Genomic DNA, 23,172 nt, shown 5'->3' with positions numbered 1-23,172 from the left:
TCAATTGAGCGGTATCGTGTTGTCAGCCTTGCCGGCCTGATAGCTCTGCGACAGCAACTGGTAACGCTGCCGGATCCGTTCCGCCCGGGCCTTCAGGTCCTGCCTGATGGCGTCGTCCTCTTCGGCCTCGACCAGATCGCTGATGAAGTAGGAGTTCCAGAAGGCGTTGGCGCGCCGGTAGCCGCCGGGCTCCAGCCCGAACACCTCCTTCAGGATCTTCAGGTCGTGCGGAATGGCAAACGCATCGCGGCTGTCCTCGTGGCTGAAGAACGAGTAGAAATTGTCAAACCCGGCCCAGGTAATCGCCGACATGCACATCGTGCACGGTTCGTGAGTCGAGAAGAAAATCAGATCCTTGGCGGAAAGTCCGGAATCAATCTCGTAGAAGCGCTTCAGCGTGTGCACCTCGCCATGCCAGAGCGGATTTTCCAGCTCGTTATTGGTCTCGGCGATCACCAGCGACAGATCAGACTTGCGCAGGATTGCCGCCCCGAACACCTTGTTGCCGGCGGCAACGCCCGTTTGGGTCAGAGGCAGGATATCGTGCTCGATGACATCGAGAAGGCGGGAAGCAATGGTCATGGTGCACTCATCTCCAGGTCTGCCGCAGAGCGAAATTGGACGGTTGTAGGGTTATGGTCGTGTGGGGCTGCTCACAGAGAACGGAAGGTTGGCGGTGGCTTTTGCTCAAGAAGCGAGCGAACGGGAAACAGAAATACCGGGCGCCCCGGCCTTTTGCACATCCATTTCTTCAATTATGCCACCGTATTGTGGATATTCGGGTTCACATGATGCAGGATAATCGCATGTCTCAGAGCCTTCAACGCCTGTCGGTCTTCCCGGCGTTTTTTCGCGTGCGCGGAAAAAACGTTGCCGTGTTCGGCAACGGCGACGAGGCCTATGCCAAGGCGCGGCTGATCGCCAATACGGACGCGCTGATCATCGCCTATGCGGATGATCCGCAGGCCGATTATGCCGCATGGCTAGCCCAGCACGGAATAGAACCGATCCGCAAGACCTTCGCCGCCGGTCAAGTGGCTGGCGCCACGCTCGTGTTTGCCGCCACCGGCGATCAGGCTCTCGACCAGACCATCGTCACCGCGGCCCGCGCGCACGGAATTCCGTCCAACGCCGTGGACCAGCCGGATCACTGCGATTTCTTCACGCCGGCACTGGTCAACCGCGCTCCACTCGCCATCGCCATCGGCACGGAAGGTGCAGGTCCTGTTCTCGCCCAGATGATCCGCGCCCGCATCGATCAGATGCTGTCGCCATCGCTCGGCAGACTGGCCTCGCTTGCGACCGATTACCGCGATGCCGTCGAACGCGCAGTCCCGCGCGGCGTCTCCCGTCGCATCTTCTGGCGCCGGTTCTTCTCCGGCGATGTTGCCGATGCCGTCGACGCCAACGATCATACCGCGGCCCGCCGTGCCGCAGATGCCCTGCTCTCGGTCACCGGCAAGGCCGAAGGCAAGATCTGGCTGGTCGGTGCAGGTCCAGGCGCCGAGGATCTCCTGACACTGCGGGCCCAGCGCGTGCTGATGGAAGCGGACGCGATCGTCTATGATGCGCTGGTTCCGCAAGCGATCGTCGATATGGGCCGCCGCGATGCGGAACGCCTTTCGGTCGGCAAGCGCAAGAACTGCCATTCCAAGAGCCAGGACGAGATCAATCGCCTGCTGGTCGATCTCGGTCGCCAGGGCAAGCGCGTCGTCCGCCTGAAAAGCGGCGATCCACTGGTCTATGGCCGCGCCGGCGAAGAGATGGCAGCCTTGCGCGAAGCCGGCATCGCTTATGAGATCGTGCCCGGCATCACCTCGGCCTTTGCCGCGGCTGCCGATTTCGAGCTGCCGCTGACGCTCCGCGGTGTCGCCTCGTCGCTGATCTTCACCACCGGCCATGACCTTGCCGGCAAAGCCCTGCCCGATTGGGCAAGCCTTGCGATCTCAGGCGCCACCATCGCCGTCTATATGGGCCGTACAGTCGCAGCATCCGTTGCCGAACGGCTGATGCAGGCCGGCGTCTCGCCGCTCACCACCGTCGCTGTCATCGAGAATGCCAGCCGCACCGACCGCAAGCTGTTCCACGGGGTCCTCCAGGAACTGCCGGCGCTGGAGACCAGGGACGATCTCGATGGCCCGGTCATGGTGATCATCGGCGAAGCCGTCGCCGGTGCGAATTTTGAGAAGTCCGAACCGCTTTCCGCCTTTGCAAGGACGGTTGAGCGGGCAAGCATTGGAGTGGAATAATGGCCGACAAGGTTCTGACTGCCAACCGCCTGTCCGATGGCATCGCCGTCTGGCTCGATGCCGCCGGTCGCTGGACGGAAAACCTGCAGGACGCGCTCGTGGCGCGCCACGCGGAAGCCGTCTCCTCTCTGGAAGCGATCGGCAAGCGTGACTTTGCCGAAAACAAGGTCGTTGACGTCAATGTCATCGATGTCGAGGAAACCGAAGGCAAGTTGTGGCCCACGCGTCTTCGCGAACGCATTCGTGCACAGGGCCCGACAATGGATTATGCCGCAGGCTACAGCCACGCCGATCCGGCATTCATCGCAGTCTGATACCGAGAGTTCAGGAACAACATGTATCGTTACGACGAATTCGACCACGCATTTGTATCAGGCCGCGTGGAGCAGTTCCGCGATCAGGTGGAGCGCCGCCTCTCCGGCGCGCTTGCCGAGGATGCGTTCAAGCCGCTGCGCCTGATGAACGGCGTCTATCTCCAGCTGCATGCCTATATGCTGCGCGTCGCCATCCCCTATGGCACGCTGAATGCAAAGCAGATGCGGATGCTGGCCCATATCGCCCGCAAGTATGACCGCGGCTACGGCCATTTCACCACACGGCAGAACATCCAGTACAACTGGCCGAAACTGTCCGATACGCCGGATATCCTGGCCGAACTCGCAACCGTCGAGATGCACGCGCTACAGACCTCGGGCAACTGTATCCGCAACGTCACGGCCGATCATTTCGCCGGCGCTGCAGCCGATGAAGTTGCCGATCCGCGCCCTTACGCGGAAATCCTGCGTCAGTGGTCGTCGGTCCATCCGGAATTCTCGTTCCTGCCCCGCAAGTTCAAGATCGCCGTGACCGGCGCCGAGCGCGACCGCGCCGCGATCCAGGTGCACGACATCGGCCTGCATCTGAAGAAGAACGACAAGGGCGAGATCGGCTTTGCCGTCTATGTCGGCGGCGGACAGGGCCGAACCCCGCTGATCGCCAAGAAGATCCGCGACTTCCTGCCCGAAGAGGATCTCCTCTCCTACACGACCGCGATCATGCGCGTTTACAATCTCAACGGTCGCCGCGACAACAAGTACAAGGCCCGCATCAAGATCCTCGTGCACGAAACCGGCGTCGAGGAACTGACCCGTCAGGTGGAAGAAGAATTCCAGCACCTGCAGGGCACCGAGCTGAAACTGCCGGAACAGGATATCGAGGCGATCACCGCCTATTTCGCACCGCCCGCGTTGGCGAACCGCGCCGAGGGCTGGAAGGAACTCGCCAGCTGGAAGCGGCAGGACGAGAACTTTGCCCGCTGGGTGGATCAGAACGTTCAGCCGCACAAGCATCCGGACTACGGCATGGTCACCATCTCGCTGAAGCCCATCGGCGGCATTCCGGGCGATGCGTCCGACGTGCAGATGGATGCGATGGCCGATCTGGCCGAAGAATTCGGCCATGACGAAATCCGCATCAGCCACGAGCAGAACGTCATCCTGCCGCATGTGGCGCTGGCCGATCTCGAGCCGCTTTATCGCGCCCTCGCCGCACACAATCTGGCAACGGCAAATTCCAACCTGATCACGGACATAATCGTCTGTCCCGGCTTGGATTACTGTGCGCTGGCGAACGCCCGTTCGATCCCGGTCGCGCAGGAAATCTCCACGCGCTTCGGCTCCCCGGAGCGGCAGGCGGAAATCGGTGAGCTGAAGATCAAGATCTCCGGCTGCATCAACGCCTGCGGCCACCACCATGTGGGCCATATCGGCCTTCTGGGCGTCGAGAAGAAGGGCACCGAGCTCTATCAGATCACGCTTGGCGGTTCTGCCGACGAGAACACGTCGATCGGCGAAATCATCGGCCGCGGCTTCGAGCCGTCGAAGGTGACGGACGCGATCGAAACTATCGTCAACACCTATCTCGGGCTTCGGCAGGGCCAGGAGGAAACCTTCCTCGCCGCCTATCGCCGTGTCGGACCGCAGCCCTTCAAGGATGCGCTCTACGGTGACGCGAAGGCGGAGGCGGCGTGATGGCGAAGATCTGGAGAGAGACCGGCTTCGTCGCCAACGACCCCTGGGTCATCGAGACGGAAGAGGTAAAGGCCGAGGGCGAGCAAAAGCCTCTGCTTCCGCTGGCCGAATTCATCGAGAAGGCGGAAGGCAGCAACGATGTCGGTCTCGGAGTTCTGATCAAGCCCGCCGACGACGTCCGGAAGCTTGAGCCCTATCTCTACCGCATCGAGCTTGTGGCGGTGGAGTTTCCGGCCTTCAGCGATGGCCGCGCTTTCAGCCACGCCTCGCTGCTGCGCGATCGTCTGGCCTACAAGAACGAGTTGCGCGCCGTGGGCGATGTCCTTATCGACCAGGTCCCGCTGATGCTGCGGTGTGGCATCGACAGCTTCGCGGTCACCAACGCAACGGCGCTGCAGCGTCTGGAGGAAGGCCGCCTGCCCGGCATTGACGTTCACTACCAGCCGACGGCGCGTCCTGCGGAGCCAGGCGAAGGCTATAGCTGGCGCCGCCGCTCGGTGCCGGCTTGAAAAGCTGACCTCAGAAGACATATTTTCTAAGCGATCGGCCAGAAAGCGCGGCCGATTGCTTCATAAGCGCGGCTCGATAGTGTATTTCGCTGCTGCGAGACCAATCTGACCGAGTAACGGACGAGACTATGAACGCACCTGCCAAGACCGAAGAGTTTGCCGTGAAGATCCCGGATGGAGTCTACGCCGAGACCGTGCTTTCGGTGGAGCATTTCACGGATCATCTGTTTCGCTTCCGCATGACACGTCCGGCAGGCTTCCGCTTCCGGTCCGGCGAGTTCGCCATGATCGGCCTGATGGTCGGCGACAAGCCGATCTACCGCGCCTATTCGATTGCCAGCCCCTCCTGGGACGAAGAGATCGAGATCTTCTCGATCAAGGTTCCGGATGGCCCGCTGACATCGCATCTGCAGGCGATCAAGCCGGGCGATACGGTTCTGATGCGCAAGAAGCCGACGGGAACGCTGGTGCTCGATGCGCTGACGCCGGGCAAGCGTCTCTACATGTTCTCGACCGGCACAGGCATCGCTCCGTTCGCAAGCCTGATCCGCGATCCGGAAACCTATGAGAAGTTCGACGAGGTGATCCTCACCCATACCTGCCGCGAAGTGGCGGAGCTGAAATACGGTTTTGACCTGATGGAAGAGATCCGCAATCACGAGTTCCTCTCCGAAGTCGTCGGCACCAAGCTGAAGCATTATCCGACCGTCACCCGCGACGCGGCATTCCCCTATCAGGGCCGCATCACGGACCTGATCGACAACGGCAAGCTGTTCACCGATCTCGGCGTGCCGCCGCTCGACCCCGAGGTCGACCGCGGCATGATCTGCGGCTCGGCTGCGATGCTGAAAGACACCAAGGAACGTCTGGAGAATGCAGGCCTCACCGAAGGTGCCAACAACAAGCCGAGCGAGTTCGTTATCGAACGCGCGTTCGTCGGCTGACTTCTGAGATATTGGTTTAAAAGACCGACCTAATGATTTGAATATAAATGCCGCGATCCCCGAACTGAGCCGGGATCGCGGCATTCATTTTTCAGCCAATCGACTTTTGCGATGGCGCGATTTCCTTGTGGTAGATCGCGAAGACGGCCACGGCGATCAGCGCGACGCCGCCCCCGACGAGATGCGAGACCGCATAGCCTCCCTGGCTGACCACATAGCCGGCAACGACGTTGCTGAGCGATGCGCCGAGGCCCTGGACCGTCATCAAGCTCGCAAAGCCGACATTGAAACGGCCTGTACCCTTCAGGATGCGTTCCACTGCAACCGGTGTGACGATGCCAAGCAGCCCGGCACCGACGCCGTCGAGGATCTGGACGGGCCACACGACCCAGAAACCGTCGAAGCTGCCGGCGATCAACCCGCGGATCGGCAGCGCTGCAAGCCCGATCGCAAGCGTCGCGGCAAGGCCAAGCCTTCGGATCAGGAACGGCGTCACGACCGCGACAGCCACCATCGAAAGCTGGGCGATGCCTGTGATGATCGCCGTGGTCCGGAATGGTGTTCCGAGTTCGATGGCGAACTGCTGGGCGATCAACCGGCTCATCGGCGCGTTGCCAAAATGGAAGATCATCAGGATCAGTGCAAGCAGAATAAGTCCCCGGCTTTTCAGAAGCACACTGAACCCGGATGGCGCCTCCGCCGCGCTAGCGTCTGCTCCGCTGCCGTCGTCCGCCGCAAGGCCGCGGGCGACCTTGTGATCGATGCGATCAGGATCGATCATTGCGACAGCCGCAAGAGCACCGAACGCCGTCGCGATCATCAGCCAGATCATGCCACCCTGGCCGAACAGCGAGATGATGACGTAGACGGCAAACAGCGAGGCGAAATTGCCTGTGTGGTTCCAGAACTCGTTGCGAGCAATCTGTTGCGAAAACAGCTTCTCGCCGACAAGACCCAGCGTCAGGCCGGCCAGTGCCGGACCGATCACGGCGCCGACGACGGCGGTCCCGATCTGACCGATCCAGACAATTGCCGGATTGGGGGAAAGAAGCGTCACCAGCGCCGCAGCGGTGACCACCACGACCGGAATGGCAACGAGCGCCCGTTTCCACGACGTTCCATCGACCAGCGCCCCACAAAGCGGCGTTGCGGCAAGCCCGATCAAACCCCCGACCGTGGCGATCAGGCCGAGTGACATCGATGACCAGCCTTGCGTCGCAAGGAAAGCATCAAGAAACGGCCCGAGCCCATCACGCGCATCGGCTAGAAAGAAATTGAGGAGGCAGAGCGCCGCCAGAGATCGGTCGGAGAAGATGCGCGGTGGATTGCCACCCGCAGATTTGTGAAGAACGGATGATGTCATCAGGAGCGAACCTTAGCTGGAGAGCGCAGCCTAAATGCATCCGCCAAGCTTTGGTTGCTTCCGCCGCCCGTGAATTACGCGTAAACCCTATTTAATACTCAAATATTGTCAGTGTGTTAGCTTCGCGCCACGAAGATGAATACGTATCACAATGGAGCGTTACTGGACTGGCGTTTTCCGACATAGGTTCACAAAGCGAATTACCATCCGTATGGAGGGAAATACGCTCCCGCGAACCTTCGCAGCAGCTACAGGGAATGAAGAAGGAGCGTCTTACCGCTCCCACTCTTCCTTGTCCGGCTTTGCGCCGTTCCCGAGCCTGCGCTCCAGTTCAGAAGCCTGCCGATCCGTGAGTTTGACGACCAGCGTCACCGAGCCGTCCTCATTGTCCTCACGCTCGCTCACCACGGCATTGCCGTAGACCCAGGAGACGAGTGCCAGCTTATCGGCCGGGATCACGATCTCGGCCTCGGTCAGCACGCCGGACAGCCTGTTCGAGACTTCATCGAGCAGCGCGTCGACGCCTTCGCCCGTAATCGCCGAGACGGCCATGATATTGGCGCGGCCCTGGGCACGCTCGAACAGCGCGTCGTGGCGTTCCGGGTCGAGCCGGTCGATCTTGTTCCAGACCTCGATGATGCGCTTCTCGCTCTCCTTCTCGTCGATCCCGAGATCGGCGAGGATGCGCAGCACGTCAGCCGACTGGGCGGCGTTATCAGGATCGGACATATCGCGCACATGGAGCACGAGATCGGCTTCCAGCACCTCTTCCAACGTCGCGCGGAAGGCGGCCACAAGGTGGGTCGGAAGATCGGAGATGAAACCGACCGTATCGGACATGATGACGGTGCGGCCATGCGGCAGCTTCATCCGGCGCAGCGTCGGGTCGAGCGTCGCAAACAGCATGTCCTCGGCGAGAACGCCGGCTCCGGTAATGCGGTTGAACAGCGTCGACTTGCCGGCATTGGTATAGCCGACCAGCGCCACGATCGGGTGTGGCACCTTGCGGCGTTTGGCGCGGTGCAGCTGGCGGGTCCGGACGACCTGTTCAAGCTCCCTCTCGAGCTTGATGATCTTGTCCTGCAACTGCCGTCTGTCGGCCTCGATCTGGGTTTCACCGGGACCACCCATGAAGCCCGCACCACCGCGCTGGCGTTCAAGGTGGGTCCAGGACCGAACGAGGCGACCCTTCTGGTAGTTCAGGTGGGCCAGATCGACCTGCAGCGTGCCTTCCTTGGTGGAGGCACGGCGGCCGAAGATTTCCAGAATGAGGCCGGTGCGGTCGATGACCTTGGCGCCCCATTCCTTCTCGAGATTGCGTTGCTGAACAGGTGTCAGCGGATGGTCGACGATGACGAGCCCGGCATCCTTCTCGTCGAGAAGCGCCTTGATCTCTTCGATCTTGCCGGTTCCCATCAGCGTGGCCGGACGCGGCTGACCGACGGTCACGATCATGCCTTCGGCGATCTCGAGATCGATCGCGCGCGCAAGGCCGGTCGCTTCTTCCAGCCGGGCTTCGTTGGATCGCTGCGGTGCGGCAGGTCTTGAGGGCACAGGCGTGGCTGTCGCCTCACCCTGCCCGCTGCGCGTCCGGCCCTGTTTCAGCACCGGCACGATGACGACCGCGCGCATGTCGTCCCGGTGCTTTTCGGCTTCCGGGACTATTGATTCGTTCGAGGTATCACGATTGGAGATTCTATCGATCCTTAAGCAGCGTTTTCTTCGGTCTCGAACATCTGCATCGGCTGGCCCGGCATGATGGTGGAGATAGCGTGCTTATACACGAGCTGCGAGTGTCCGTCACGGCGTAGAAGCACACAGAAATTGTCGAACGAGGTCACGACGCCCGTGAGCTTCACCCCATTGATCAAAAATATCGTCAGGGAAATCTTCTGTTTGCGGACTGTGTTGAGAAACAAATCCTGCAGGTTCTGAGAACGTTCCGCCATAGCGTCGCTTCTTTCTTTCTTGCCGGTCATTGCCGGAAGCTGATCAAAATTTCTAGAGTTGAGCGGGAAACGCCCTCGTGTTTCCCTTCCCCTGACAGTGTGGTTATCAAATCGCCGTCTTCTCCGCAATCGCGAAAAAAGCGTCCCTTATATCGCTTGAGACGGTGCCTGGATGGCCGTTCGCGACAGGCTTACCATCCACCTCGACGACCGGAACGCAAATGCCGGTTGCGGATGTCATGAAGGCCTCGCGGGCGCCATGCATTTCGTCCACGGAGAACTCCCGCTCGACAAAAACCAGGCCGAGCTTCGCCGCAACGTCGATCGCCGTGGTGCGGGTAATGCCCTTCAGGATCCCATGCTCCGCCGGCCGCGTGACGAGCTTGCCATCCGGCGTGACGATCCAGGCATTGGCGGACGCACCTTCCAGCACCATGCCGTCACGCGTCACGAAGATCGCGTCATGGGCACCCGCATCACGGGCCTGCTGCTTGGCCAGAACGTTGGGCAACAGACCGACGGTCTTGATGTCGACGCGATCCCAGCGGTTTTCGAGAAGCGTGATCACCTTGATGCCATTGGCGTACTTCTTCGCAAGCAGCGACGGGTCGGTGCTCTTGGCGGTGATCGTGATGGTCGGAGCCGTCCCTTCCGGTGGGAAGAAATGGTCGCGCTTGGCCGCACCGCGTGTCACCTGCATGTAGAAGATGCCGTTGCGAACCCGGTTGCGGCGCAGCACCTCCCGGATGACGAGGGTGAGCGCCGCGCGGCTCATCGGCTGGACCATGCGCAACTCGGACAGCGACCGGTCAAGCCGGTTCAGATGCCGCGTCAGGTCAACGATCAGCCCGTCCCGGACCTCGCAGACTTCGTAGACACCATCGGCGAACTGGAAACCGCGGTCCTCGATGTGAACCGCAGCCTCGGAGTGCCTGACATACTGACCGTTGACGTAAGCGATACGCATGGTGACCCCTTACACGCCCAGCGACTTCAGTTTGCGGTGCAGCGCCGAGCGCTCCATGCCGACGAATTCCGCTGTGCGCGAAATGTTGCCGCCGAAGCGGTTGATCTGCGCGACGAGATAGTCGCGTTCGAACATTTCACGCGCCTCGCGCAGAGGCAGCGTCATGATGTGGACATCGCCCTTGGATGAGACTTTCGGCAGCATGTCGCCGAGATCCGGCGGCAGCATATCCGCTGAAATCGCCGTATCCGGACCGTCGGTGCGGGCAAGGATCATCAGCCGTTCGATATTGTTGCGCAGCTGACGGATATTGCCCGGCCAGTCATGCGCCTGCAGAACCGCCATGGCATCGTCACCGATCTTGCGAGCGCGGATGCCCGCCTGCTCGGAAATCTGGCGCATGAACATGTCGACGAGAAACGGAATATCCTCCCGCCGTTCGGCAAGCGCCGGCACCTTGACCGGCACGACCGCGAGGCGGTGGTAAAGATCCTCGCGAAACGCCCCTTCGGCAATCAGGCTCTCGAGATTGAGAGCGGTCGACGAGATGATGCGCACATCCACCTTGACCCGCTTGGAGCCGCCGACGCGCTCGAACTGCTGATCAACAAGCACGCGCAGGATCTTGTTCTGCGTCTCGCGCGGCATTTCACCGATCTCGTCGAGATAGAGAATGCCGCGATGCGCCTCTTCCAGCGCACCGATCTTGCGCGGCTGGCCGGGGCCGCCCTCGGTCCCGAACAGCGCGATCTCCATGCGGTCAGGCGTGATCGTTGCGGCATTCAGTGCAACGAACGGCCCCGTTACCCGCGAGGACTTCTTGTGGATCATCCGTGCCACCAGCTCCTTGCCGGAACCGGAAGGGCCAAGGATCATGATGCGGCTGTTGGTGGGCGAGACCTTCTCGATCGTCTGGCGAAGCTGCGACACGGCAACCGACGTGCCAACCAGTTCGGCGGCGTCACCGGTGCGGCGCTTCAGCTCTGTCACTTCGCGCTTCAGCTTGGAGTTTTCGAGCGCCCGCTCCGCAATCAGGATCAGCCGATCGGCCTTGAACGGCTTTTCGATGAAGTCGAAGGCACCGCGCTTGATGGCTGATACCGCCGTCTCGACATTGCCGTGACCGGAAATCATGACGACAGGGAGGTCCGGATGACGGGACTTGATCTCCTCGAGGAGCGCGAGCCCATCGAGCCGTGATCCCTGCATCCAGATATCGAGAAAGACGAGCCGTGGCACACGGTCGGATATCGTCGCAAGCGCGCTGTCCGCATCGTGGGCCGTTCGCGTTTCATGGCCCTCGTCGGACAGGATCCCGGAAACGATGTCGCGAATGTCGGCCTCGTCATCGACGACAAGAATATCAGATGCCATATGCCAGTTCCTTATCGTTATTATCTGTGTTGGGCTTTGCCACCCGCTCGACATGCGGCAGCAGCACCCGGATCATGGCGCCCTTGCCATGATCGAAATCGTGAGGGGCATCGTGCAGCTCCAGCTGTCCGCCATGCTCCTCGATGATCTTCTTGACGATCGCGAGGCCAAGGCCCGTGCCCTTTTCGCGCATCGTCATGTATGGCTCGAGAATACGGTGCCGGTTCTCGGTCGGCAGTCCGTTGCCGTTGTCGATGATATCGACGACGAACGTGTCCCGGCCTTTTTCAAGCGCTGCGCGGACCATGATCTTGCGGCCGTCGCGCTGCTGATCGCTCGGCACCGCCTCGATCGCCTCGACAGCATTCTTGACGAGGTTTCCGAAAGCCTGGCCCAGCATGCGCGCATCGAAAAGACCTTTCAGCGGTTGGTCTCCGAGCTCGCGAATGAAGTCCACATGTGTCTCACCCATTTCGCGCAGGAAGATGGCATCGCGCAGGATATCGCGCAGGTCCGCATCTTCCTTGGCCGGCTTCGGCATCCGGGCAAACGATGAGAATTCATCGACCATGCGGCCGATATCGCCCACCTGGCGCACGATCGTATCGGTGCACTGGTCGAACACAGCCCGGTCGCTGGCGTCGATTTGCTTCCCATAGCGGCGCTTCAGGCGCTCGGCTGAAAGCTGGATCGGGGTGAGCGGGTTCTTGATCTCGTGCGCGATACGTCGCGCCACATCCGCCCATGCGGTGGAGCGCTGCGCGATCACGAGGTCGGTAATGTCATCGAGCGTGATGACGTAGGCATCCTGCGGCGAACGCTGCTCCTCACGGGTGACCTGCACGGATAGCGTCCGCTCGGTGCCGTTGCGCATCAGATTGACCTGCTTGCGGAAATCCCCACGCGAGCGGGCGGTCGCCTCGGTCAGCACATGGTCGATTTCAGGCGCCACGTCATCAAGCGTCTTGCCCATCAGCTCCTCGGCAGGCGCGCCGAGGAAGTCTTCCGCGGTGGGATTGACGATGGTGATGCGGCGGTCGGCCTCGACGCCGATGACGGCAGCGGTCACGCCCGATAGCACGGCTTCGATAAACCGGCGGCGATCGTCGACCTCGTCCTTGGCCTCGAGAATTTCATCGCGCTGGCTGCGGATCTCGGAAATCATCTTGTTGAAGGTGCGCGAAAGGCTGCCCACATCGCCGTCAACAGTGCGAACCGGGACGACGACGTTGAGATTGCCGGTGGCGACGCTGTCTGCCGCACTGATCAGAAGCCGGATCGGCCGTACGATACGGTCGGCGACAGCGATGGCGGCCCAGATGGCGGCCAGAAGCACGATCAGCGCAAAGCCGAGATAGAGCACGGCGAAGGCGACCTGAAGCGACATGCGGCCGGCTTCCATCGCCTTGTATTCGGCGGTGTTCTCCTCCATCAGCCGCATCGCGTTCATCACGCGCGGATCGACGGCCCGGATCGTGTAGAGAAAGGCGCCCGGGATCGTGTCGATCTTGATGACGGCGCCGACCAGGTTGGTAATGCCGGGCGGGATCAGCGTCGGTTGGCCGGACGCGGCGCTTTTGAGGGCATCCTGCGGAATGGCCGGGAGCGGCTTTTCTGTCTTGATGTCGGCCTGTGCGACTGCCTGGCCATCCTCCTGCACCAGGAAGGCGCCGAGCAGACCACGGCCCCGTGCCTGACGGGTCAGCAGATCGATGAAACCGGTGCGGTCGAGATAATACATCGCGCGGTTCCGCTCGAGGTCGTTCGACATCGAGACGGTCTGGCCCTGAAGGTAACTTGCGTTCTCCATCATATAGGCTCGTGCAACGTCCTGCGACGACTGCACGATCGACTGCGTGCGAAGCGAAAACCAGCGATCGAGACCGACGCTCAGCGTCAGGCTGGCGAAAATCGCAACCAGCACGGCGGGCGTGATCGCCACGAACGAGAACAGCACGACGATGCGCACATGCAGACGGGCCGCGGCACGGCCACGACGCCTTGCCTTTACCAGTCGTCCGACCTCTCTGCCGATCAGGTAGACGAGGCCGAGAATGAACAGCGAGTTGATCGCGGCGGACGCGATCACGACATTGGTCGTCGGCGCGACCGGCGTCACGCCCAGCAGCACGAACAGCGTCAGTGTGGCGCAGATCAGTGCACCACCGGCAAGAAGCAGGCCCGGCAGCGCGAAGGATGCACGCCGATCGTGGACTACAGCTGCCGGCTCCGTTTCGGCCGACTGCGTTGCAGCGCCATCCGTCATCGTTAAAACCCCGGCCTTCGTGGCGTGGCCGGTGCGGATATCTCATCCGGACGCAGACGCCAGTCATTCATTTGCAACGAAAACTCGCGCTGCTCGGGCCAAGCCTGGATGCTCAGCCTGAAGCGTAAATCTGCGTGATGTTTAAGCAACGCTTTGTGGCGAAAATGCAACGATGAAGCAGAAGTGTCAAGCGATTGTGGCGAACGGAAATGACAGGACTATGCGCCGCGGGAGCTGCGATAGACCGAAACGCCCAGTTCGCGGATCTTCTTGCGCAGAGTATTGCGGTTGAGGCCGAGGAGATCTGCTGCCTTGATCTGGTTGCCACGGGTGGCCGTCAGCGCGGCAAGGATCAATGGATACTCCATTTCCGTCAAAACCCGGTCGTAAAGACCTGGCGGCGGCAGGTTTTCGCCGAAACCGGCAAAGTATGACCGCATGTTCTCTTCGACCGCCTGGGCAATGGTGAGAGACCCTGAACGGGCCGTCATCTTGTCGATCGGGCTATCCGGCACATCGGAGCGAAGCTCCGTTTCGATGATCTCGCGGGTGATCACATCCTGTGGATAAAGCGCCATCAGGCGGCGCACGAGGTTTTCCAGCTCGCGGACGTTGCCCGGCCAGGCATAGGCCTTCATCGCATCCAGCGCTTCCGTTTCGAAACGCTTGCCGTCGAGGCCCTCCTTCTCCGCCATCTGCATGAAATGCCGGACGAGATCGGGAATATCTTCGGCGCGATCTCTGAGAGGTGGCAGGCGCAAAGGAACGACGTTGAGGCGATAATAAAGGTCCTCGCGGAACAGACCCTGGTTGATGAGTTGCTTCAGATCCTTGTTGGTCGCGGCAACGATGCGCACGTCGGTGCGGATCGGCGTGCGACCGCCAACGGTCGTGTATTCGCCCTGCTGCAGAACGCGGAGAAGCCGCGTCTGGGCATCCATCGGCATGTCGCCGATTTCGTCGAGAAACAGCGTGCCGCCTTCTGCCTGTTCGAAACGGCCGGTCGAACGGTTCTGGGCGCCGGTGAAGGCTCCCTTTTCGTGGCCGAACAGTTCCGACTCGATCAGATCGCGCGGAATTGCCGCCATGTTGATCGCGACGAAGGGGCCGTTGCGGCGCTTGCCGTAGTCGTGCAGCGCGCGGGCGACCAGCTCCTTGCCGGTGCCCGACTCGCCGGTAATCATCAGCGTCAGGTCGGTCTGCATCAGACGCGCCAGAACGCGGTAGATTTCCTGCATCGCCGTCGAACGGCCGACCAGCGGCATGCCGTCCTGCGTATCGTCGTCGAGGCGGGCCGGCTTGCGCTTCGGCTCGGCCAGCGCCCGGCCGATGATGGCGATCAGCTCGGTGAGGTCGAACGGCTTCGGCAGATAGTCGTAAGCGCCCTTTTCCGAGGCCTTGATGGCGGTCATGAACGTGTTCTGGGCGCTCATGACCAGTACCGGAAGATCCGGCCTCGCCTTCTTGATGCGCGGCAGGAGGTCGAACGCGTTCTCGTCCGGCATGATCACGTCGGTGACGACAAGATCGCCCTCGCCGGCGGAAATCCAGCGCCATAGCGTTGCGGCATTCGATGTGATGCGGACGTCATAACCGGCGCGGGTCAGCGCCTGGTTAAGAACCGTGCGGATGGCTGCGTCGTCGTCTGCGACAAGGATCGTGGCAGTCATTAATCGCTTCCTGTGAAGTTCAAGGCGCGGCCATCGCCGCCTTCTTCCTTGTGCATGGGCATAAGAACGCGGAATATCGTCCGGCGCGGCTGGCTGTCGCATTCGATGATGCCGCCATGGGCACCGATGATTTTAGCAACCAGCGCCAGACCGAGGCCGGAACCGTTCGTCTTGGTGGTGATGAAAGGGTCAAACAGATGCGGCAGGATATCGGCCGGCACGCCCGGACCGTTGTCGATGACGCAAAATTCCAGTGGCAGCGAGATCTTCTCCCGCGTGCCGGCAACCGACAGGCGGATGCCCGGACGGTAGGCGGTGGTCAGCATGATCTCCGCATCCGGCTGATCACCCACCGCTTCGGCGGCATTCTTGATGAGGTTCAAAAACACCTGCACCAGCTGGTCGCGGTTCGCATAGACCGGCGGCAGCGACGGATCGTACATTTCCGCGATTTTGATGTCGCGTCCGAACCCCGCCTTGGCGATGGCCTTCACATGATCGAGCACGGAGTGGATGTTGAGCGGCATCCGGTCGATCGGACGCTCGTCGGAGAACACTTCCATGCGGTCGACCAGCGACACGATCCGGTCGGTCTCGTCGCAGATCAGCCGGGTCAGCGAGCGGTCTTCGTCCGGCACGACCGACTCAAGCAGCTGGGCTGCTCCGCGGATGCCCGAGAGCGGGTTCTTGATTTCATGCGCCAGCATTGACGCAAGGCCGGTGACGGAGCGTGCCGCAGCCCGGTGGGTCAGCTGACGGTCGATCTTGTCGGCCATCGAGCGCTCCTGGAACACCACGACGACAGACCCAGGCTCGCTGACGACAGGAGCCACATAGAGATCGACCAGCTTTTCCTGGCCGAGGCGCGGTGACGACAGGTCGACGCGGTACTCGTTGACCGGCGCCTTACGCTCGCGAACCTGATCGATCAGCGCGAGAAGTGGGCTTCCGAACGGAATGAAACTCGAGATCGTGTTCTTGGCCAGATGCGAGGCGCTGGAGCCGAAGAACGACTCGGCTTCCCAGTTGGCGAAAGCGACCCTGCCTTCGGCATCCACCAGTATGACGGGGTTCTGAACGGAATTGAGAACCGCCATGGCCAGCGCTTGCCCCTGCGCGGAATCGGGTGCGGGAGACTTGGTCATGCTGCCTTCCTTCGCGACTCATCGAACGCACCGTCGAGCAGTGCCGACGACATTCTTTTCGAAACGTCGGTCGCGTCCTTCGATATCATGATTGCGCCCTTCTGATCTGCTGGCAGGTTCGGCGCGAACCGGTCGAGATACCAGCCGAGATGTTTCCTTGCGTGTCGAAGCCCGGCCTCGCGGCCGTAAAGCTCCAGCATCGCTTCGTAATGTTCAACGACGATGACAGCCATCTCCTCGCGGCCCGGTGCAGAAGCGCCGGCAAGCCATCCGATATGCCAGGGACGACCCTGCGCACCGCGTCCGACCATGACCGCATCGGCGCCCGAGCGCCGGATGATCTCGGCCGCATCTTCCGGCGTTTCGACATCGCCATTGGCGATCAGAGGGATCGAGATTTCATCGCGCACGGCACGAATGGCATCCCAGTCCGCCTTGCCCTCATAGAACTGCATGCGGGTGCGGCCATGGATGGTGATCATCCGGGCACCTGCCTGTTCGGCACGGCGTGAAATTTCGGGTGCGTTGATGGTATTCTCGTCCCAGCCGAGCCGCATCTTGACGGTGACGGGTACGTTGACCGCCTTGACGGTCGCCTCGATCATCGACAGCGCGTGATCGGGATCGCGCATCAGCGCCGAACCGGAATAGCCACCGGTCACCTTTTTGGCCGGACAGCCCATGTTGATGTCGATGATATCGGCACCGTTGGCTTCGGCGATCTTTGCCGCTTCCGCCATCCAGTGCGCTTCGCGACCGGCGAGCTGCACCATATGCGGGGTGATCCCCGTTCCCTGCAGACGCGACCAGGATTCCTCCCGGTTCATGACCAGTTCGCGGCTCGCCACCATTTCGGTCACGACGAGGCCTGCTCCGTGGCGCCAGGCAAGCGTGCGGAACGGCAGATCGGTCACGCCGGACATCGGCGCCAACACCACCCGGTTACGGATGGCGACTGGCCCGATATGAAAAGGTGAGGCAAGGTCGGGAAACGACAAATGATGATCTTTCGGGCAGATAATTCTTCTGCACTATTTTTATTCAGGAGTCATGCGTTTGCCAAGGGCAATTCACGAGCTGCGTTATTTTTAAGCGACGTGCTGGAATTAAGGCTTTTGGTCCTATAGTTCTGCGGCTGTCAACCTCCCACCAATTTCCGAGGGCTCATGGACGGCGAGATCTTCAAGATAGCCATCGTCATCGTGGCCGCTGGCCGCGGAGAGCGTGCGGGTGCGCCGGGAGACGGGCCAAAACAATATCGCCGTATCGGTGGCTTGCCAGTCATTCATCATACGCTGCAGAAATTTCTGACCTGGCCAAAGAGCGGCCCGATCGTCGTGGTCATCCACCCGGAAGACGAGGCGCTCTACGCCGCCTCGACGGACGGACTTGGCGGAGCCGAGAACATCATTGTCACCTTCGGCGGCGATACAAGGCAGCGCTCCGTCTACGAGGGCCTGCGGGCGATTGCGGCAACGGAGGCGACCCACGTGATGATCCATGACGCGGCCCGCCCTTTCGTCGACCACGCACTGCTGGATCGCATTGCAGAGGGCTTTGCCGCGGGCAATGACGGAATCTTGCCGGCGATGGCGGTGTCCGATACGCTGAAGCGTGGCGGATCGGACGGGCTGGTGCACGAAACGGTTTCGCGGGCGGGGCTCTATGCGGCCCAGACACCGCAGAGCTTCCGTCTCTCGGAAATCCGCACCGCGCATGAAAAGGCCGCAGCCCTTCGCCACGACGACTTCACCGACGATGCCTCGATCGCCGAATGGGCGGGCCTTGCCGTGACGATTGTGGAAGGCTCCGTCGACAATATCAAACTGACGCTGAAGCGGGATATCGACATGGCTGACGAGAAACTCACGCAGGACAACCCTGCCGCACACTATCTGCCGGATGTTCGCACCGGCAATGGCTACGACGTCCACCAGCTTGTGGCCGGCGACGGCGTGACGCTGTGCGGGATCTTCATTCCGCACGATCAGAAGCTGAGCGGCCATTCGGATGCCGACGTGGCGCTGCATGCCCTCACCGACGCGCTGCTCGCCACTTGCGGCGCCGGCGACATCGGCGACCACTTCCCGCCCTCCGATATGCAGTGGAAGGGCGCGGCCTCAAGGATCTTTCTTGAGCACGCCGCGAAGATCGTGCGCGAACACGGCGGAACCATCATGAATGCCGATGTGTCGCTGATCGCGGAAGCCCCCAAGGTCGGTCCGCATCGTCAGGAAATGCGCGAAAAGCTCGCCGAAATCCTCGGCATCTCGCTCGACCGCTGCTCGGTCAAGGCGACGACCAACGAGAAGATCGGATTTGTCGGCCGTGGCGAGGGGATCGCGGCGATTGCCACAGCCACCGTCGTGTTCGGCTCGGTGAAGGCATGAGCCTGTTTCCGGACGATATCGAGGCACAGGCCCGCCGCATCATCGAGACGCTTTCAAAGCGCAAGCTGATGGTCTCGACGGCAGAATCCTGCACAGGCGGCCTGATCGCCGGAGCGCTGACCGAGATCGCCGGGTCGTCGGCGGTCGTTGATCGCGGCTTTGTCACTTATACCAATGACGCGAAGACAGACATGCTGGGAGTGCCCTCGTCGGTGCTTGCAACACACGGCGCCGTCTCAAGGGAAACTGCCCTGTTGATGGCAACTGGCGCCCTGTTCCGCTCCCGCGCCGATCTCGCTGTTGCCGTAACAGGCATAGCAGGCCCCGGCGGCGGCTCGGCCGAAAAGCCAGTCGGGCTGGTCCATCTCGCAGCGCGCGGCCGGACCGGGAAGATCCTGCACCGGGAGATGCGCTATGGCGACATCGGCCGAACCGAGATCCGGCTTGCGACCGTCAGGACTGCGCTGGAGATGCTGCTGGAGGCGGCGGACTGAACTGACCCCAATTAGGCGTAGATCTTGTCCGCGCGTGCTTCGAACGCTTCGGCAAACATGCGGAAGGCGCGGTCGAACATCGAGCCCATCAAAGCGCCGAGAATCATGCTCTTGAATTCGTAGTCGATGAAGAAGGCAACGGTGCAACCGTCGGAACCGTCCGTCGCCGGCTCGAACCGCCAGCGATTATCGAGATACTTGAACGGACCTTCGATATATTTGACATCGATCGCCTCTTCGGCGGGATGCAGCAGAACCTGCGTCGTGAAGGTCTCGCGGATCGCCTTGTAGCCGACGGTCATGTCGGCAAGCAGCAACTCCTTGCCATCACGTTCCTTGCGGGAACGGATCGACAGCGCTTCACAAAGCGGCAGGAATTCCGGATATTTCTCGATGTCGGCGACCAGCGCGTACATCTTCTCGGGACTATGCTTGACGGGGCGGCGTATTTCGAACTTGGGCATGTCGTGGAGTTAATCGCGCACAGGCAGAAGATCAAGAAGCTGACGCCTCTGTCGGTGCGATTTCAACATCAGGCGCGCCCAAATCCTGCGCTCTCGCTGTCGTCCAAAGAAATGGCCCCGCCCTCTGGCGGGTTGTTGCTTCAAGGCATATCTGGGACGTCGCCGCTCGGCTCGATAACGGGAGGCCCAAAGATTAAATAATTTTAATGTCTCAGCAATGAAGTTGTAATGATCCGCGGGATCAATCCTGCGTATAACGCTTCACGGGAGATGACTGGCCTTTACCTGTCGGAAAGACGCATTCCATGGATGACTTTACGCAAATGATCAAGCTGCTCGAATCCGCCAAGCAACTGGCCGATATGAACCAGCTCCCCATGCTCGCCTATTTTGTGGAAATGGCGAAAGCCGAGACACGCGGACATCGCACGACGCTGCGCGAGCGCCGCCGCGGGCAGGACAAGAACCAGGATAAGATCGAGAAGATTCAAGCGGCCGAGTGATCGGCCGCCAGACCGCAGAAGTGCGGATTACACCGCTGCTGCGAGCAGCTTGCGGGCGCGATTGGCGCGCAGACGGGCGAAATCATCGCCTGCGTGATGCGACGACCGCGTCAGCGGGCTGGACGCCACCATCAGGAAGCCCTTCGTATAGGCCACGGTCTCGTAGGACTTGAACTCCTCCGGCGTCACGAAACTCATCACCGCGTGATGCTTGCGGGTCGGCTGCAGGTACTGGCCGATCGTCAGGAAGTCGACGTCGGCGGTCCGCAGGTCGTCCATCAGCTGCAGCACTTCGTTGCGCTCTTCGCCGAGGCCGACCATGATGCCCGACTTGGTAAACATCGTCGGATCCAGTTCCTTCACCCGCTGCAGCAGACGAACCGAGTGGAAATACCGCGCACCGGGGCGAACCGTCAGGTAGTTGCCAGGAACCGTCTCCATATTGTGGTTGAAGACGTCAGGCTTTGCGGCAACAACGCGCTCGAGCGCGCCCGGCTTCTTGAGGAAGTCCGGTGTCAGGATTTCGATCGTCGTCAACGGTGACGCCGCACGGATCGCCCAGATTACCTTTTCGAAATGCTCGGCACCGCCATCGGCCAGATCGTCACGATCGACCGAGGTGATGACGACGTGGCTGAGGCCCATCTCCTTGACGGCCTTTGCGACGTTTTCAGGCTCTGACAGGTCGAGCGCGTTCGGCTTTCCTGTCGAGACGTTGCAGAACGCGCAGGCGCGGGTGCAGATCTCGCCCATGATCATGAACGTGGCGTGCTTCTTGTCCCAGCACTCGCCGATGTTGGGGCAACCCGCTTCTTCACAAACAGTGACGAGCTTGTGCTCCTTCACGATCGAGCGGGTTTCCTGATAGCCCTTGGAAACCGGCGCCTTGACACGGATCCATTCGGGCTTGCGCAGCACCTCGGTATCTGGCCGATGCGCCTTTTCCGGATGGCGGACACGCTTCTCATCGCCCGTAGCAGGGGTGATGAAGTTTATCCTGTCGAGAATGGTGACCATAAATTACTGTCCTCAACCGCCTTGAATGCGGGTACCGTCAACGCCTGACGAGTTTTGCGACAAATAGCAAAATGCACGAGCCGACGAAACCCTGCACGAGGTAACCCAGCCAACCGCTGGCAACATGGATGTTGGCCGCATTGAAGATCGCGTTGGCAATCACAGCGCCGACGATGCCGATCACGATATTCATGAAGATGCCGAAGCGCATATCCATCAGTTTGCCGGCAAGCCAGCCTGCCAGGCCTCCGATGATGATTGCTGCAAACCAGCCCACGCCCATGTCTTACTCCGTTCAAACCTCTTCAGCAAATATGGGCGGCGAGCCGCCCATATGCAATCGGCGCTGAGACTTAAGCGTTCAGGACGCGACCATAGGCATCGAGAACGCTTTCCTTCATCGATTCCGAAATCGTGGGATGCGGGAAGATGGTGTGCATCAGGTCTTCTTCCGTCGTCTCGAGGTTCATGGCGACAACGAAGCCCTGGATCAGTTCGGTCACTTCCGCCCCGACCATATGCGCACCGATGAGCTCGCCGGTCTTCTTGTCGAAGATCGTCTTGACCATGCCCTGGTCCTCGCCGAGGGCCACAGCCTTGCCATTGGCTGCAAACGAGAAGCGGCCGACGCGGATCTCGCGGCCCTGCTCCTTGGCTTTCGCTTCCGTCAGACCAACCGACGCGACCTGCGGGTTGCAATAGGTGCAGCCCGGGATCTTGCTCTTGTCCATCGCGTGCACGTTCGGCAGACCGGCGATCTTCTCGATGCAGACGACGGCTTCATGCTCGGCCTTGTGCGCCAGCAGCGGACCGCCGGCCACATCGCCGATCGCGTAGATACCCTCGACATTGGTCTTGCCGTAGCCGTCGATGACGATGAAGCCACGGTCGGTCTTCACGCCGACAGCCTCAAGGCCGATATTCTCGATATTGGCCTGCACGCCGACAGCCGAGATCATCCGGTCTGCGGTGATCTTCTCCGACGTGCCGTCCTTCTTCTGGATCGTGGCCGTGATCGAGTTTGCACCCTTCTCGACCTTCGAGACCTTGGCTTCGAGGTGGATCTTGATGCCCTGCTTGTCGAACTGCTTCTTGGCGAAGGCCGAGATTTCGGCATCCTCGACCGGCATGACCTGGCTCATGATTTCGACCACGGTCACGTCGACGCCCATGGTGCGGTAGAAGGACGCGAACTCGATGCCGATCGCGCCAGATCCCATGACCAGCAGCGACTTCGGCAGCTCCTCGGGCTTCATCGCCTCGAAGTAGGTCCAGATCAGCTTGCCATCCGGCTCGATGCCCGGCAGCGCACGGGGACGGGCGCCCGTGGCGACGATGACGTGCTTGGCGTTGTATGTGCCCTCGCCCAGCGTGTTCTTGGGAACAGGACCCTGCGGCTGGACGATCTCCTTGGTGATCTTGCCGACGACGATCTCGGCCATCTGCGAACCGGATGCCGGCTTGGTGACCTTGGCCTCGCCCCAGATGATATCGATCTTGTTCTTCTTGAACAGGAAGCCGACGCCGCTGTTCATGCGGTTGGCAATGCCGCGCGACCGCGCAACGACCGCCTTGACGTCGGGAGTGATCGTGCCTTCCAGCGTCAGGCCGTAATCCTTGGCATGCTGGGCTGTGTGCAGCACGTCGGCGGTTCGCAACAGCGCCTTGGTCGGGATGCAGCCCCAGTTGGAGCAGATGCCGGCCAGATGCTCGCGCTCGACGACGGCAACCTTCATGCCCAGCTGGGATGCACGGATCGCGGCGATATAGCCGCCCGGGCCGGCGCCGATAACGATGAGATCGTAGGACTGAGCCATTGTTTCCTGCCTTTGTCTTTTTAAGTCTGTGCCTGCGGCGAC

At 61.2% G+C, this 23,172-nt stretch carries 22 protein-coding genes; 8 read left to right on the top strand and 14 right to left on the bottom strand.

Going from position 1 to position 23,172, the window contains the following annotated elements:
* Positions 1-582 (bottom strand): nucleoside deaminase, encoded by a 582-nt coding sequence (locus IFT59_RS06415; RefSeq protein ID WP_192086384.1) that lies wholly within the window; start codon positions 580-582, stop codon positions 1-3.
* Positions 583-806: 224 nt separating this feature from the next.
* Between IFT59_RS06415 and cysG the strand changes: the two genes are divergently transcribed.
* The 5 genes from cysG (at position 807) to IFT59_RS06390 (ending at position 5,711) form a co-directional block, all read left to right on the top strand.
* Positions 807-2,249 (top strand): siroheme synthase CysG, encoded by a 1,443-nt coding sequence (gene cysG, locus IFT59_RS06410; RefSeq protein ID WP_192086383.1) that lies wholly within the window; start codon positions 807-809, stop codon positions 2,247-2,249.
* Positions 2,249-2,563: a DUF2849 domain-containing protein gene (locus tag IFT59_RS06405; RefSeq protein WP_062580964.1), complete on the top strand. Its 315-nt coding sequence runs from the start codon at positions 2,249-2,251 to the stop codon at positions 2,561-2,563. The genes cysG and IFT59_RS06405 overlap by 1 nt, the downstream gene beginning before the upstream one ends.
* Positions 2,564-2,584: 21 nt before the next feature.
* Positions 2,585-4,258 (top strand): nitrite/sulfite reductase, encoded by a 1,674-nt coding sequence (locus IFT59_RS06400; protein ID WP_192086382.1) that lies wholly within the window; start codon positions 2,585-2,587, stop codon positions 4,256-4,258.
* Positions 4,258-4,767, top strand: coding sequence for a DUF934 domain-containing protein (locus tag IFT59_RS06395; RefSeq protein WP_092660725.1), 510 nt, complete (start codon positions 4,258-4,260; stop codon positions 4,765-4,767). Before IFT59_RS06400 ends, IFT59_RS06395 begins: the two co-directional genes overlap by 1 nt.
* Positions 4,768-4,895: 128 nt before the next feature.
* Positions 4,896-5,711, top strand: coding sequence for a ferredoxin--NADP reductase (locus tag IFT59_RS06390; RefSeq protein WP_192086381.1), 816 nt, complete (start codon positions 4,896-4,898; stop codon positions 5,709-5,711).
* 91 nt (positions 5,712-5,802) lie between these two features.
* Here the strand turns inward: IFT59_RS06390 and IFT59_RS06385 are convergent, their stop codons facing one another.
* The 9 genes from IFT59_RS06385 to dusB form a co-directional block, all read right to left on the bottom strand.
* Positions 5,803-7,074 (bottom strand): MFS transporter, encoded by a 1,272-nt coding sequence (locus tag IFT59_RS06385; protein ID WP_062580972.1) that lies wholly within the window; start codon positions 7,072-7,074, stop codon positions 5,803-5,805.
* 273 nt (positions 7,075-7,347) lie between these two features.
* On the bottom strand, positions 7,348-8,778 hold the full coding sequence (hflX, locus tag IFT59_RS06380) for a GTPase HflX (protein WP_192087119.1): 1,431 nt from the start codon (positions 8,776-8,778) through the stop codon (positions 7,348-7,350).
* 2 nt (positions 8,779-8,780) lie between these two features.
* Complete coding sequence (gene hfq / locus IFT59_RS06375) at positions 8,781-9,023, bottom strand: RNA chaperone Hfq (protein WP_007757453.1); 243 nt, start codon at positions 9,021-9,023, stop codon at positions 8,781-8,783.
* A gap of 106 nt (positions 9,024-9,129) precedes the next feature.
* Positions 9,130-9,990: a D-amino-acid transaminase gene (locus IFT59_RS06370; RefSeq protein ID WP_192086380.1), complete on the bottom strand. Its 861-nt coding sequence runs from the start codon at positions 9,988-9,990 to the stop codon at positions 9,130-9,132.
* Between the two features lie 9 nt (positions 9,991-9,999).
* Positions 10,000-11,364 (bottom strand): nitrogen assimilation response regulator NtrX, encoded by a 1,365-nt coding sequence (ntrX, locus tag IFT59_RS06365; RefSeq protein WP_062456399.1) that lies wholly within the window; start codon positions 11,362-11,364, stop codon positions 10,000-10,002.
* Positions 11,354-13,630 carry a sensor histidine kinase NtrY-like gene (locus IFT59_RS06360; RefSeq protein WP_192086379.1) on the bottom strand — a complete coding sequence of 759 codons (2,277 nt, stop codon included), beginning with the start codon at positions 13,628-13,630 and terminating at the stop codon, positions 11,354-11,356. Before IFT59_RS06360 ends, ntrX begins: the two co-directional genes overlap by 11 nt.
* 218 nt (positions 13,631-13,848) lie before the next feature.
* On the bottom strand, positions 13,849-15,300 hold the full coding sequence (gene ntrC / locus IFT59_RS06355; RefSeq protein ID WP_062456396.1) for a nitrogen regulation protein NR(I): 1,452 nt from the start codon (positions 15,298-15,300) through the stop codon (positions 13,849-13,851).
* Positions 15,300-16,445 carry a two-component system sensor histidine kinase NtrB gene (locus IFT59_RS06350; protein ID WP_192086378.1) on the bottom strand — a complete coding sequence of 382 codons (1,146 nt, stop codon included), beginning with the start codon at positions 16,443-16,445 and terminating at the stop codon, positions 15,300-15,302. Before IFT59_RS06350 ends, ntrC begins: the two co-directional genes overlap by 1 nt.
* Entirely contained in the window at positions 16,442-17,464 is a 1,023-nt protein-coding gene (gene dusB, locus IFT59_RS06345; protein WP_192087118.1) for a tRNA dihydrouridine synthase DusB, read from the bottom strand. Before dusB ends, IFT59_RS06350 begins: the two co-directional genes overlap by 4 nt.
* A gap of 147 nt (positions 17,465-17,611) precedes the next feature.
* On the opposite strand from dusB, the gene IFT59_RS06340 reads away from it, so the two are divergent.
* Positions 17,612-18,835: a bifunctional 2-C-methyl-D-erythritol 4-phosphate cytidylyltransferase/2-C-methyl-D-erythritol 2,4-cyclodiphosphate synthase gene (locus tag IFT59_RS06340; protein WP_192086377.1), complete on the top strand. Its 1,224-nt coding sequence runs from the start codon at positions 17,612-17,614 to the stop codon at positions 18,833-18,835.
* Positions 18,832-19,329, top strand: coding sequence for a CinA family protein (locus IFT59_RS06335; protein ID WP_192086376.1), 498 nt, complete (start codon positions 18,832-18,834; stop codon positions 19,327-19,329). The genes IFT59_RS06340 and IFT59_RS06335 overlap by 4 nt, the downstream gene beginning before the upstream one ends.
* Before the next feature lie 11 nt (positions 19,330-19,340).
* Here IFT59_RS06335 and IFT59_RS06330 read toward each other — a convergent pair whose 3' ends face one another.
* Positions 19,341-19,793 (bottom strand): type II toxin-antitoxin system RatA family toxin, encoded by a 453-nt coding sequence (locus IFT59_RS06330; RefSeq protein ID WP_192086375.1) that lies wholly within the window; start codon positions 19,791-19,793, stop codon positions 19,341-19,343.
* Between the two features lie 305 nt (positions 19,794-20,098).
* Here IFT59_RS06330 and IFT59_RS06325 point away from each other — a divergent pair, with 305 nt between their 5' ends.
* Complete coding sequence (locus IFT59_RS06325; RefSeq protein WP_062580987.1) at positions 20,099-20,296, top strand: hypothetical protein; 198 nt, start codon at positions 20,099-20,101, stop codon at positions 20,294-20,296.
* 27 nt (positions 20,297-20,323) lie between these two features.
* Here IFT59_RS06325 and lipA read toward each other — a convergent pair whose 3' ends face one another.
* From lipA to lpdA, 3 genes are all read right to left on the bottom strand, one after another.
* A complete protein-coding gene (gene lipA / locus IFT59_RS06320; protein ID WP_192086374.1) occupies positions 20,324-21,313 on the bottom strand; it encodes a lipoyl synthase in 990 nt (329 codons plus the stop codon).
* A 37-nt stretch (positions 21,314-21,350) separates the two neighbouring features.
* Complete coding sequence (locus IFT59_RS06315) at positions 21,351-21,596, bottom strand: GlsB/YeaQ/YmgE family stress response membrane protein (protein ID WP_062456372.1); 246 nt, start codon at positions 21,594-21,596, stop codon at positions 21,351-21,353.
* A gap of 70 nt (positions 21,597-21,666) precedes the next feature.
* Positions 21,667-23,130 carry a dihydrolipoyl dehydrogenase gene (lpdA, locus tag IFT59_RS06310; RefSeq protein ID WP_192086373.1) on the bottom strand — a complete coding sequence of 488 codons (1,464 nt, stop codon included), beginning with the start codon at positions 23,128-23,130 and terminating at the stop codon, positions 21,667-21,669.
* Positions 23,131-23,172 lie beyond the last annotated feature (42 nt).

Source organism: Rhizobium sp. CFBP 8752 (genome assembly GCF_014842035.1).
In the GTDB taxonomy this organism is placed as follows: Bacteria; Pseudomonadota; Alphaproteobacteria; order Rhizobiales; family Rhizobiaceae; genus Neorhizobium; species Neorhizobium soli.
Note: the sequence above shows the minus strand (reverse complement) of the source record. Positions and strands in the feature narration are given on the sequence as shown.